General features: G+C 44.1%; 12 protein-coding genes. 6 read left to right on the forward strand and 6 right to left on the reverse strand.

The genetic code is table 11. From position 1 onward, the window contains the following. Positions 1–265: 265 nt before the first annotated feature. Complete coding sequence (locus tag EI161_RS10700; protein ID WP_225735346.1) at positions 266–970, reverse strand: DNA glycosylase; 705 nt, start codon at positions 968–970, stop codon at positions 266–268. Between the two features lie 282 nt (positions 971–1,252). Here EI161_RS10700 and upp point away from each other — a divergent pair, with 282 nt between their 5' ends. Then, complete coding sequence (gene upp, locus EI161_RS10705) at positions 1,253–1,912, forward strand: uracil phosphoribosyltransferase (protein ID WP_192524332.1); 660 nt, start codon at positions 1,253–1,255, stop codon at positions 1,910–1,912. 127 nt (positions 1,913–2,039) lie between these two features. Further along, positions 2,040–2,792, forward strand: a complete 753-nt coding sequence (locus EI161_RS10710; RefSeq protein ID WP_192524333.1) for an SDR family NAD(P)-dependent oxidoreductase — start codon at positions 2,040–2,042, stop codon at positions 2,790–2,792. Positions 2,793–2,816: 24 nt separating this feature from the next. Here EI161_RS10710 and EI161_RS10715 read toward each other — a convergent pair whose 3' ends face one another. Continuing rightward, on the reverse strand, positions 2,817–3,473 hold the full coding sequence (locus EI161_RS10715; RefSeq protein ID WP_192524334.1) for a hypothetical protein: 657 nt from the start codon (positions 3,471–3,473) through the stop codon (positions 2,817–2,819). Positions 3,474–3,702: 229 nt separating this feature from the next. On the opposite strand from EI161_RS10715, the gene EI161_RS10720 reads away from it, so the two are divergent. Next, positions 3,703–4,659, forward strand: a complete 957-nt coding sequence (locus tag EI161_RS10720) for an alpha/beta fold hydrolase (RefSeq protein ID WP_192524335.1) — start codon at positions 3,703–3,705, stop codon at positions 4,657–4,659. A gap of 80 nt (positions 4,660–4,739) precedes the next feature. Here the strand turns inward: EI161_RS10720 and EI161_RS10725 are convergent, their stop codons facing one another. Together EI161_RS10725 and tyrS are read right to left on the reverse strand one after the other, a co-directional pair. Then, a complete protein-coding gene (locus EI161_RS10725) occupies positions 4,740–4,970 on the reverse strand; it encodes a DUF1653 domain-containing protein (RefSeq protein ID WP_192524336.1) in 231 nt (76 codons plus the stop codon). 187 nt (positions 4,971–5,157) lie between these two features. After that, positions 5,158–6,369, reverse strand: a complete 1,212-nt coding sequence (tyrS, locus tag EI161_RS10730) for a tyrosine--tRNA ligase (RefSeq protein WP_192524337.1) — start codon at positions 6,367–6,369, stop codon at positions 5,158–5,160. Positions 6,370–6,489: 120 nt separating this feature from the next. Here tyrS and EI161_RS10735 point away from each other — a divergent pair, with 120 nt between their 5' ends. The 3 genes from EI161_RS10735 to EI161_RS10745 all read left to right on the forward strand — a co-directional run bounded on the left by EI161_RS10735 (position 6,490) and on the right by EI161_RS10745 (position 10,348). Continuing rightward, a complete protein-coding gene (locus EI161_RS10735; protein WP_192529545.1) occupies positions 6,490–7,890 on the forward strand; it encodes an anhydro-N-acetylmuramic acid kinase in 1,401 nt (466 codons plus the stop codon). Between the two features lie 227 nt (positions 7,891–8,117). After that, positions 8,118–9,389 (forward strand): beta-ketoacyl-ACP synthase II, encoded by a 1,272-nt coding sequence (gene fabF / locus EI161_RS10740; protein WP_225735348.1) that lies wholly within the window; start codon positions 8,118–8,120, stop codon positions 9,387–9,389. 128 nt (positions 9,390–9,517) lie between these two features. Then, positions 9,518–10,348: a hypothetical protein gene (locus tag EI161_RS10745; protein WP_225735347.1), complete on the forward strand. Its 831-nt coding sequence runs from the start codon at positions 9,518–9,520 to the stop codon at positions 10,346–10,348. A gap of 97 nt (positions 10,349–10,445) precedes the next feature. On the opposite strand, the gene EI161_RS10750 is transcribed toward EI161_RS10745, so the two are convergent. Together EI161_RS10750 and EI161_RS10755 are read right to left on the reverse strand one after the other, a co-directional pair. Further along, on the reverse strand, positions 10,446–12,278 hold the full coding sequence (locus EI161_RS10750) for an aminopeptidase P family protein (RefSeq protein ID WP_192524341.1): 1,833 nt from the start codon (positions 12,276–12,278) through the stop codon (positions 10,446–10,448). 150 nt (positions 12,279–12,428) lie between these two features. Further along, positions 12,429–12,745: IS30 family transposase (locus EI161_RS10755; RefSeq protein WP_192529267.1), on the reverse strand; the 317-nt coding region annotated here is incomplete at its 5' end.

Here is a 12,745-nt window from a genome sequence, read left to right on the forward strand (position 1 = left end):
ACTAGCTTCCCTTTCGACTGGGTGGCATTATACGCTTGTTTGAGAGGCGGTCAAGGGGGTTTGGGCACTGTTTTTATTATTATCTAAGCAAAAAATTAATAACCCCTATTTATCAGTTAGTTAACGCTAAAATAATTTACTTTTATTATGAATGTCTATTAACCGTTTAATCTTGGCTATTTTGTTTATGGTGGTTGGTCTATATATAGTAGTGTTCAGCTATATATGACAACTTTATAGCTGAACTGTTTATAGACCAACTATATTATAGCTTACCAACCTTTTTAAAGAATTCCCTATAAGCCGCAACCTTTTTATCTAACGCCAAAGGATAAGCCCGCGAGGTAGATGGCAGTCTATATAAGGTTAAATCATGACTCTCAGACTTAACACTGTTATCGGCGCATTTATAAGGAAAGTCGATATGTTGATTGGTCTTGGGGTATTTTGATTTAGCGGGTGGCGTATCCAGCATATTAAGCAATACCTCGGTTGCTTTGCCACCCGTGGTAAATAAGGCTTCAACCTTTGGAACTTGCGTCAATATCTTATCTAGTGCAATAGGAGTGACAACGGTAAGGTATTTATCAGAAGCATTTCCCGTTTCTCGAATCGCTTGTACTACTGTTGGACAAGAGGCGATGCCGCGCTCGAACATAAAATCTCTGATACGCTCAGGGTCGAAGCGCTTTTCCTTCCCTACTCTAAAATAATCGGCATCGTCAAAAAATACGCGGCCATAAATGCGCCACATATCATTTTGAAAATTGGGGTAATGGAATCTCATTGCCCATTTATCTGCTGTGGGCGGAAAGCTACCCATCATCATTACTGTTGCATCGGGCGGCAATACAGGGCCAAAAGGGTGGGTTTCGATATCTGCCGTTTCGGTCTCTAAATCTTGTGACCAGATAAAATTGTTAGCAGGTTTTGATTGATTGATGTGAGTATTCGATGGGGTTTTGGTCATGATATTCTTCATCAGAAAAGGTGTTTTTTTGGTATCATAGCAGGTCTAAACACTGCTTCGCTTATAAAGGCTTTATATAGTCAAACAGGCTTAGCCTAAAGAGTCGACTTAAATAGAAAGATGAGCACGTTAAACGTATCTAGCTTGCTTGATTATTGAGTCTCTAAGCTTACTATTTGTATGCTACATAAATGGTTAAAGTGCGGTAAGTGTTTGTATCTTTTATACTAATGGCGAACGCAGTAATTGCGCAAGCATAGCCCAAAAACGAAGAGAGTTCTTATGAGTGACTTAAATAGCGACCTACAGATTACGGTAATCGATCATCCACTAGTCCGTCATAAACTCAGTCTTATGCGCGAAAAAGACTGTAGTACTTATAAATTCCGCACATTGACCAAAGAGCTTGCACGTTTGATGGCGTATGAAGCAAGCCGCGACTTTGAAATTGAAACCTTCCCCATGCAGGGTTGGTGCGGTGAAATTACTGGTGAGCAAATTATCGGTAAAACCGCAACGATTGTACCGATTTTACGTGCGGGTATTGGTATGCTCGACGGCGTACTCGATTTGATTCCTACAGCGAAAATTTCTGTGGTGGGCTTGCAGCGTGACGAAGAAACCTTGCAGCCTGTACCTTTCTTTGAAAAATTCGTCAGCCACATGGACAAACGTCCTGCGCTTATTATTGACCCAATGCTAGCGACTGGCGGCTCAATGGTTGCGACTATCGAGATGTTAAAGAAAAATGGCTGTACTAATATTAAAGCCTTGGTATTAGTGGCTGCACCTGAAGGCGTTCGTTTGGTCAATGAGGCGCATCCTGACGTGACTATCTATACCGCAGCGCTCGACAGTCATTTGGATGAGCACGGCTATATCATCCCAGGTCTGGGTGATGCTGGTGATAAAATATTTGGTAAGCAACTATCAAATAGATAACTTTCAATCTCATTATGATTGAGATAATAGCTATTAAGTTGAAATAGATAAGCCAAAATATTTAAGCTAAGCAGTCGTCATAACAATTATGATAAAAACAATAGGGTATCAACGATAAGGATAAACAATGAACGTATTGATTACAGGAGCAAGCGCGGGTTTTGGTAAAGCGTTGGCTGAGCGTTTGGTTGCAAAAGGACACCGCGTGATCGGCTGTGCCAGACGCCTCGATAAGTTAAATACTTTAGCAGAAACCCTCGGCGAGTCGTTTTTGCCCGTTGTGATGGATGTCAGTGACACGGCTTCTATTCCGCAAATCATTGCTGAGCTGCCAAAAGAGTTTAATCAGATCGACGTATTAGTCAACAACGCAGGGCTCGCACTTGGTACAGAGCCTGCACAGAGTGCCGATCTCGATGATTGGATGCGTATGACTGATACTAATGTCAAAGGTCTGATGGCGCTGACTCATGCAGTCCTACCAGCAATGGTGGCGCGTGATAGCGGCTATATTATCAATGTTGGTTCGATTGCCGGTAGCTGGCCTTACTTTGGTGGTAACGTCTATGGCGCGACCAAAGCATTCGTCAAACAGTTCAGTTTGAACTTACGGGCAGATTTAATTGGTACACAAGTGCGGGTGACCAACCTTGAACCGGGTAATGTTGCGGGGACTGAGTTTTCAAACGTACGCTATCATGGCGATGATGATAAAGCTGCCAAAGTTTATGATGGCTTTAAAACCATGACCGGCGACGATATTGGCGATATCTTATTATGGTTGATTGAGTCGCCTGCGCATATTAACGTCAATCGCTTGGAAGTCATGCCTGTTGCACAAACTTATAATGGATTGACGATTGCCAAGCAAGAGTCTTAAGGCTTAAATCTATTCTCAAGTTTATCAACGTAACTCGTAAGTCCGAAGCAATATAGCACCCTCTATATTGCTTCTTTTTTTGGCGATGACATTCTTCTCATTTACCAAGCGTAAATCCTGAAAACCTAAAATCAATACCTCATTTCGAATACGGTCACTGGTGCGTTTATTGTGCCTGATGGGAAATCCTAATACTTGCTGACCGGTGATTGTTATCTGATTGATGATGGTCATTGGCTGAGTTGCTGTAGATTTTTTACTTATCTTTTGAGCGTTGATTATGGCAGTAGCAGGATTGACCGTAGTGATTAACACCTTTGTTTGCCGAATGCTTTTTGACAAACTCCCTACAAAAAACAATACCTGCTCTAGTGGTAAATACTGCGCATGACGCATCAATTCCTGACGAAATAACGCCGGCATATCTAGATTAAAGCTGTCCTCTGTTTGCTGATAAAACGCCGTAAAGTTACGATGAAGGTAGCGCCCAAATACAGTGGCATTGATCCATTCTTTATAAGTTGCATTTGCTAATAATTGCGTCGTAAAAGCAGCAGCGTCAGGTGTAGTATCTGTCGTAAGCATCGCCAAAATTAAAGCTTGTGGATTTATAAAAGCCTGCTGCTGCCAGATTTGTGGATAAAGACTGCTATCAAGTAGTGGTAAGGTGGACTTGCCCATAAGCTAACATCCTTATTAACATCAAACCTATTATACGACTACTATATTATTGATTACATGGGTTAGCTATTGAATATATGCCAGACCGATTTTATGCTATGGTCAGCTTAACTGCTTTAATATAGCAGTCTTTGATGAGTGAGATAAAGACTTTTACCACAAGGCATTTAGGCTAAGACGTTCTGATAAAAACTAAGATGGCTTAATAAAAATAAAGCGACAATATCATATGAAAACCAAACTCCTGAGCCTACCCGCTAAGTATCAATTACACACAATAAATATCGCTACAAATGACGGCACGCTACTGCCGGTTTCTGTCATAGGTAATGGCAAGCCTGTCATGATATTGCATGCTTATGGTATGGATGCGCGTGAGTTCTTGCCGTTTATTTTACCGTTAACTGGCAAATATGCATTTTATCTGCCGCATTTAAGAGGGTTTGGCGCTGCAAAAGATATCAATATGACCCAGTTTGATTTTGTACGCCAGTATGCTGACGATATGCAGGTTGTGATTGAGCAAGTTTGCCTGACGCGCAATATAGAGACATTACCCGTTGCCGCTATCTCGATGGGCGCACAAGTGATGTGGGCATATTTTGAGCGTTATGGTATATCACGAGTCAGTCGCTATTTAAATATAGACCAAAGTCCTGCTATTCATAATCAGTCTGACTGGCAAGGTGGGCTGTTTGGCGCGCGCCAGCAAGAAGTGTTTGATATTTTTCATGAGGTAGTGGATATGACGCTGCCTTATGCTGACCTTGATAGCTTTACCCATCTGCCTTTTGCGCTTAAACGTCGCGTTACTGACGTCGAACGCCTGTTTTCATTGTGGTCGGTAAATCGTCCACGCTCAAAAGCCATCGTACAGGTGCTAACCCATCAAAACGATCATAAGTTGGTGTTTTATGAACATCAGATTTGGCAACATAAGATGCGCTGCTTACAAGCCTATTTGGCATTGCCCTATGATTTTCGGGGTGCGATAGACCGTGTCACTATTCCAGTGGTTAACCTTATCGGTGGTCGCTCCAAGTTATATAATTCGACATGGCAGCAGAAAATTACCCAGATGCTACCCGATGCAAGCGAAATCGTCTTACCTCGCTCAGGTCATGCCGTACCGATGGATGAGCCTGTTGGGTTTTATAAAGTATTAAAAGAGTTTTTGCAGGGTTAGTGCTAAGGCAAAAAAAGCGACCTCAATGGGTCGCTTTTTATTTGGGTAATAAAATCTAAGCTTTTTGAATCTTGAAAGGATTAGTCAGCCAATGCTTTAATCAACTCAAATCTAGGTGCTTCTTTACCGTCACGCATCACTGTTTCTGCAAACATTGTAAGCGGTCGAACCCAAACGCCATACTCACCGTATAGACAGCGATAAACGACTAACGCTTCTTCAGTTTCGGAGTGCTGCGCAGTGTGTAAAACTTGATATAGATTGCCTTTATAATGGCGGTAAATACCTTGGGATACGATAGTTTTTGTCATGATTTCATCCTATTGTATATCTTAAATATACGAGCTAAATACTGTCGCAGTATATTCACATAGAAAAAGCAAACATAGTTGATTTACTTTAAAACCGACACGAGTACTACTGGAGTAAATTTTTCGCAGTCTCTGTCACGCCTGCGAACAGCAAACAAGAAAAATTAGCACCAGTAGTACGGGATTATTAACCCACCGTCACTTTCGCATAAGCCTTTTTACCTGCTTGGATAACAACCGTTTGCCCAGCCGTTAAGCTAAAGCCAGCATTGACGACGTCGCCATCTACTTTTACCGCGCCACGCTTAATCATGTCTTTAGCAGACGAGCTATTTTTTGCCAGTCCAGCTTGGTTTAGTACTTGGGTAATAAATAATGCTTCAGCACCTGCCAAATCTAACGTTACCTCGGGCAAGTCCACTGGTAATTCGCCATCGGCAAGTACGTTACCCGCAGATTTATGCGCATTAGCAGCAGCATCGGCATCGTGGAAGCGTTCAATCAACTCTTCGGCAAGGACACGTTTAATCTCTTGTGGATTGCGACCATTTTCCATCTCACTCATTAAAGTTTCGACTTCTTCCATCGGCTTAAAGCTTAAAAACTCAAAATAACGACGAATCAAGGTATCTGGCATCGAGAGGATTTTTTGATACATGGTACCTGGTGCATCATAAATACCCACATAGTTATTCAATGACTTAGACATTTTATTGACGCCGTCTAGCCCTTCCAAAATAGGCACCGTGATACACACTTGCGGCTCTTGACCATAACGACCTTGCAAGGTGCGGCCCATCAAAATATTAAAGGTCTGATCAGTCCCGCCCAGCTCGACATCAGCTTCTAAGGCGATAGAATCATAACCTTGCACCAACGGGTATAAAAACTCATGGATAGCGATTGGCGTTTGCGCTGCATAGCGTTTAGAGAAGTCATCGCGCTCCAGCATGCGCGATACGGTCAACTGGCTAGACAGCTGAATCATATCGCCTGCTGACATGTCATTAAACCATTCAGAGTTAAAGACGATGCGGGTTTTTTCTTTATCTAGGATTTTAAAAACTTGCTCGGCATAGGTCTGAGCATTGACTTTGATTTGCTCATCGGTCAATGGCGGGCGCGTGCTGTTCTTGCCAGAAGGATCACCAATTTTGGCGGTATAATCACCGATTAAAAAATAAATCTCATGACCTAAATCTTGGAAGTGCTTGAGCTTATTAATCAGCACTGTGTGCCCTAAATGCAAATCAGGCGCAGTAGGATCAAAGCCTGCCTTGATACGCAGTGGACGGTTTAGCTTAAGCTTAGCAACTAAATCCTCTTCAGACAGGATTTCTTGTGTGCCGCGCTGGATAAGGGCAAGCTGTTCTTCTAGGGTGTATGAGTGGTCGGTCATTTCGCTCTCTTTATTGTCTTTATCAAATTATTAATACCTTCAGAAGCTTTAGAACCTCGATGGCAGATAAAAAATGTTAGAATTTGGCAGATATATTAGCGTTTTTTAAGGTAAATTGCCATGAGTAAGCCCATACCCGCCACTGTTAATACCAATACCGCCCATCCAGATGCCAATTCTGAGCATAACGATGAATTAGATTATGCTGCCCTAAGCGAAGCACTCGAACAAACTGTGTTTGAAAACTTCGATGACGGTTTATATATTGGTATGATGTCAGGGACCAGTTTGGATGGTATGGATGCCGTAATTTGTCAGTTTTCTGACTTTACTGATAGCGATTCTGACTCCAGTTGTGTATCCAATGCTCCTATGCAATTAATAGCAACGTACAGCCAAGACTTCCCCCCACGTTTGCGTGAGGTATTATTGGCGTTATGTCAGCCCAATGGTGTCAAAGACTTGATGCCGAAAATTGATGAGCCTAATAGCGAATTAGACTGGTTCGGCTGGGCAAGCCGTGAGTATGGCGAATTTGCTAGCGACGTGGTCAATACATTATTGCAGCAAGCGGATATTGATGCGGAGGCGGTACTAGCAATTGGCTGTCACGGACAAACGGTGCGTCATCGTCCACAAATGGGTTTTAGCCTGCAATTAGTCGATGCCAATATTATCGCTGAGCGCACTGGCATTAGTGTGGTCAGTGACTTTCGTCGCCGCGATATGGCGGTCGGCGGTCAAGGGGCGCCCTTGGTTCCAGCTTTCCATCAAGCATTATTTGCGACGCCTGATAGCACCCGCGTATTACTCAATTTGGGCGGCATCGCTAATATAGCGGTCTTGCCAGCACTTTCTGCTGATAATAACAATCAAAGTAGCAATCAAAGCACTAATCACAATAGCGATCACCCTACTTATCAACAGACAGCTAGCGTCGTTGGTTATGATACCGGTCCTGCCAATTTGTTATTGGATGCATGGACCACACTGCATACCGATAAGGAATACGATGCTGGGGGCGCCTGGGCACAGTCTGGGCAGGTCGTCGAGCCGTTACTTAATCAACTTTTAGAACATCCATTTTTTGCTAAAGCTTATCCAAAAAGCACTGGTCGTGAAGACTTTAATTTAGCATGGCTACAAGATGAGCTACAAAGATTCGACCAAGCGTCTGCCCATACGCGCTATTCGTCAGCGGATGTGCAAGCGACGCTCACTGAGCTGACAGCCATCAGTGCCAGTGCGCAAATCAACCTGTTTATCAAAGCAAATGAAGACAGTTCGGTATATGTCTGCGGTGGCGGCGCGCTTAACGATTATTTACTCACGCGTTTACAAGCACATCTGCCCCATTGTAGGGTAGAAACCACCACAAGCTTAGGGCTTGATCCAACTTGGGTAGAAGCGGTTGCCTTTGCTTGGCTAGCAAAACAAACGCTGATGGGCGAAACAGGTAACCTACCAGCAGTAACAGGGGCAAATAAGGATGTGGTATTGGGGCAAGTTTGTTTTGCCTGATGGGTTAATATTTTTAGTTTACACACGTGCACTTATGTGTTTTATAATGGCTCATGAATCACCCTCTTTTTAGGACTCGTAAGTACAGGATATATCGCATGAGCCAACACAGCAATTCACCAACCGATTCACTTATCGACCAAGCTACGAACGATACCATGAATACTCCTAACGCAGCACAGACAAAAAAACGCCGGAAGCCCCCACATTATGAGCGCTCTGATGATATGCGTGTGGTGGTGACTGGTATGGGCGCTATTACCCCGCTTGGTCTGGATGTCGAAAGCACATGGACAAAACTGCTCAATGGCGAAAGCGGTATTGCTAAAATTACTCACTTCGATGCCACTGATTATCGTGCGCAAATTGCTGGCGTGGTCAAAGATTTCGATGCCAAGCAATATATGAATGCCAAAGACGCCCGCCGCTATGATGAGTTTATGCATTATGCGGTTGCCGCCTCTTCGATGGCATTAAAAAATGCGGGTTTTATCGATGAAATAGGCGCGGCTGATGCTCCTGTACACAATGTGGATCAAGAACGTTTTGGCGTTATTTTGGGCTCAGGTATTGGTGGTATCCAAACCATTGAAAACAGTCGCGATACGCTGCGAGAAAAAGGCGCTACAAAAGTTTCACCCTTTATTATTCCAGGTTCTATTGTCAATATGGCTGCGGGTCTGGTAGCGATTAAGCATACGCTAAAAGGTCCAAACCTCGCGACGTCAACTGCATGTACTACGGCCACCCATGCTATGGGGTTAGCGGCGCGCTTGATTGCTTATGGTGACGCTGATGTGATGCTGGCTGGCGGTAGTGAAAAAGGCTCAAGCCCGCTTGGTATCTCAGGTTTCGGTGCCATGCATGCCCTATCGACGCGTAACGATGAGCCAACCAAAGCCTCGCGTCCATTTGATAAAGGTCGCGATGGTTTTGTACTTGGCGATGGTTCGGGTGTGGTGGTGTTAGAAAGCTTAAGCCATGCCAAAGCACGCGGTGCAACCATACTCGCTGAGCTGGTTGGCTTTGGTATGAGTGACGATGCGAGCCACATTACTGCACCTCCAGAAGATGGTAGCGGTGCGGCACGAGCGATGACAAACGCCTTAAACGATGCGGGTATTGAGCCATCGAAAGTTGGCTACGTCAATGCCCACGGTACCAGCACCCCTGCGGGTGATGTTGCTGAATCGATTGCGATTGAAACCGTGTTTGCTCCAGTGAAAGACCGCATCTTGGTTAGCTCAACCAAATCGATGACCGGTCACTTGCTTGGCGCGGCTGGTGGTATCGAGGCGATATTTACCGTCCTTTCACTACAGCACCAGCAGGTACCACCGACGATTAATCTAGATAATGTTGAGGACAACTGTAACCTCGACTATGTCGCCAATCAATCACGCAAAGTCGATGACTTACAATATGCTGTGACCAATAGCTTTGGCTTTGGCGGTACGAATGGCTCGCTAATATTTGCGCGCTGGCCTGTCAAACAGTAACGTCTAAAAGCTCACAACGTTCGTCGTTGTAACTTTGGTGTCAAATTTGCTACGTTTGTCCACTTGCAGCCCCTTATCGACCTTGCGTATGATAAGGGGTAATTTTTAGAATATTTATGGACGATACCATGTCAAGCTACTCATTTTCACATCAATTTTACCAGCGCTGGACGTGTGCGCCTGAGCCTATTCGCGCAGCAATCACCCAAGAGCTGAAAGATATCACCACCCTACTGCAAGCTGATACACCTTTTGAAAGTTTTGTTTTTAACACCCATGATCTAGACACGCATGTCGATGAGCTTTACGAAAATCATGAGGCTGAACAAGCAATTGCCAATGCTATTGCCGACAAACAAGCCCAAGAACAGGCGGCTACAGAAAAGCGGCGTTTAGAAGAAGAAGAAGAAAAACAAGCCGCTGAGGATGCCAAGCGCAAAGAAGAAACCAAAGCAAAAGAAGAAGCCAGACTTCATGAGCAAGCAGAGGCCACTAAAAAACAGCAGGAAGAGAACCACCCTGAGTCGGCCACCGCTATTGATACAAATGCCACAGAAAAGGTAAGTGATAATAGCAGTGTCATTAATAGTGTTGAAAAGAAGGTCTCTACAAATATAGCGACTGCGCATATGACCATTAGTGAGTATGCCAATACCATTGATGACGGCAGTACTGATGACAACCGTAATACAGCTGACAAGCGTGCCAAAAGTGATAGCAGTATCAAAGCCATTAATGATAAAGCCAGTGCAGCGATTAGCTTGGCCTTAAAAGATACAAAATTGAATAGTACGCATCAAGAATTGATCCGCGAGTTAGAAATGCAGATTGATGACTACTTAAGTGATCAAATGATGCTAATGTCAGAAAACTTAAAGTCTTGGCTACGTGCCGAGATGGCTCAGCATTTAACCGAGGAAGACAACGCTGTCACTGATGATAGCGTAGCGAAAAAATAAATCTAGTCTCTAAAATACAATCTTTAAATAGCAAAAGCCCCGTTAATCGATTAACGGGGCTTTTGCTATTTCTGGTTTATAGGTAGAGATTTCCGCTTTAGATTGCTTGCGTACGCTCGGTTAACCACTCAAGCGCGGCACCGTCAACGCGGTCTTTTAGCTCGGCATAGACTTGGCGATGATAATCGTTCAACCAATCAATCTCTACTTGGTTCAATAATGCAGGTTCAATTAGACGTGTATCAATTGGGCAATAAGTGACGGTTTCAAAGCTTAAGAAACTCCCAAACTCTGTCTCAGTTGGATTGCTAACTGGCATATTTACCATCAAGTTTTCAATACGAATACCCCACTTGCCTTCGCGATATAGACCCGGCTCATTACTTGAGATCATACCTTCTTTCATGGCACGCTCTTTTGGCGTACTGGCACTATAAGCGATGACTTGTGGGCCTTCATGGACGTTGAGAAAATAACCAACACCATGACCCGTACCATGACCATAATCCATCTGTGCCTGCCATAATGGCGCACGGCAAATCGCATCAATCAATGGTGAGGCGATACCATCAGGGAAGCTTGCACGCGCTAAAGCAACGTGGGCTTTGAGCACCGTGGTAAAGTCACTTTTGTGATTGCTGTTTACTTGGCCGATGCCGACCACGCGGGTGATGTCAGTGGTGCCGTTTTGATATTGGGCGCCTGAGTCGATTAACAATAAGCCACCTTCGCCTTCGTTCACATCAAGGTAGCTGAACTTCTCTGGCGTTGCCCGGTAATGCGGCAAGGCACCGTTTTCATTAAAACCTGCAATCGTTGGAAAGCTTGGTGAGACATAATTCGGCTGCTGACTACGTACATCAATCAGCATACTATCCACATCTAGCTCACTTAGACGCTCACCTGCATTGAGACGCTGCTCAAATGCGGCAAAGAACTCCGCTAATGCCGCCCCATCTTGGCGCATCGCTTCACGTACATGGTCAATATCAGAGTCAGATTTAACCGACTTGAGCAAAGTACTGGGTGCCATCTGCTCGATAAAGCCTACACCATCTGCCATTTTAGATAGCGTACCAACGGCGACTTTACTCGGGTCTAGTAATAATAAATCCTCTGCCGTCAATGTTGCTAACGCATCCTGTACAGCGTCATAAGCAGCAAGAGTAATACCGCTGTCTTTTAAACTTTGCGCAATCTCGCTACTAACCTTATTATTATCGACAAACAATGTCGCACTGTTTAGAGCATCTGAGTCAGCATCGATAAGCATGTGCGACAAAAATATTGGATTATAATCGACATCAGCACCGCGCAAATTGGTCAACCATGCAATATCATCTAAGCTTGAAAGCAAGTGATGTGTCGCTCCAGCATCTACCATACCAGCACGCACTGCAGCAAGTTTTTCGGTAGCAGATTGGGCGACAAACTGTGCATCGTGCGGATATAAATTAGCAGTTGGCAACGCTGGACGATCTGTCCATATTGCTGTCAACACATCGCGCTCAGTGATGAGGGTAATGTCATTGGCATCAAAAGCATTTAACAGTCGATCTTGCTCAGCAATAGACAACACATTGCCATCGACTGCCACACTATCACCTTCTTGCAAATGCTTAGCCAACCATTCGATATGGTTCGGCTGACCAGGCGCAAGCTTCTCTAAGCTGATGCCCGTTCCTTCTAGTTGATCGGCAGCGTGTACCCAATAGCGACTGTCCGTCCACAACCCAGCAAAGTCAGCGGTGACAACCAGTGTACCAACTGAGCCTGTAAAGCCTGACAACCATAAACGCGCTTGCCAATATTCTGGCAGATACTCAGATAAATGTGGATCCGCCGATGGGACGATAATAGCCGTGAGGTCTTGTGACGCCAGTTCCTGACGTAGGCTATCGATACGATCGTGGATGGTTTGTTTATTCATTGAATATTTCCTTATTGATTTTAAAAAATTAGATTTGAAGAAATACGACTGTGAGGCGACTATGGTTAGTCGTCTTATTTGTGCGAGTAATTTTTACGCGTTATTGAACGGTTATATTTAAATACTTAGATTAACATACCAAGTGCAACGCTAAATTATATTATAGAACACCTGATTGGGCGTTTTAAACCCTAAGCGTTTTCTTGGTCTGTTGTTTAGTTTATTCTCAATGTCCTGTATCTCATTATCAGAGACTTGTCTAAAGTCACAACCCTTAGGCAAGAACTCTCTGATTAAGCCGTTGGTATTCTCGTTGGTTCCTCGCTGCCATGACGCATAAGCATCGGCAAAGAAGAAAGCGCTAAAGAGCTTTTGTTTCACCTTCTTATGCTGAGCAAACTCTTTACCATTATCAGAGGTAATGGTCTTAACCTGCAACCTCACTGGCTTTAGGATACCTATCATTG

It is taken from the genome of Psychrobacter sp. FME5 (genome assembly GCF_014861375.1).
Taxonomy (GTDB): domain Bacteria; phylum Pseudomonadota; class Gammaproteobacteria; order Pseudomonadales; family Moraxellaceae; genus Psychrobacter.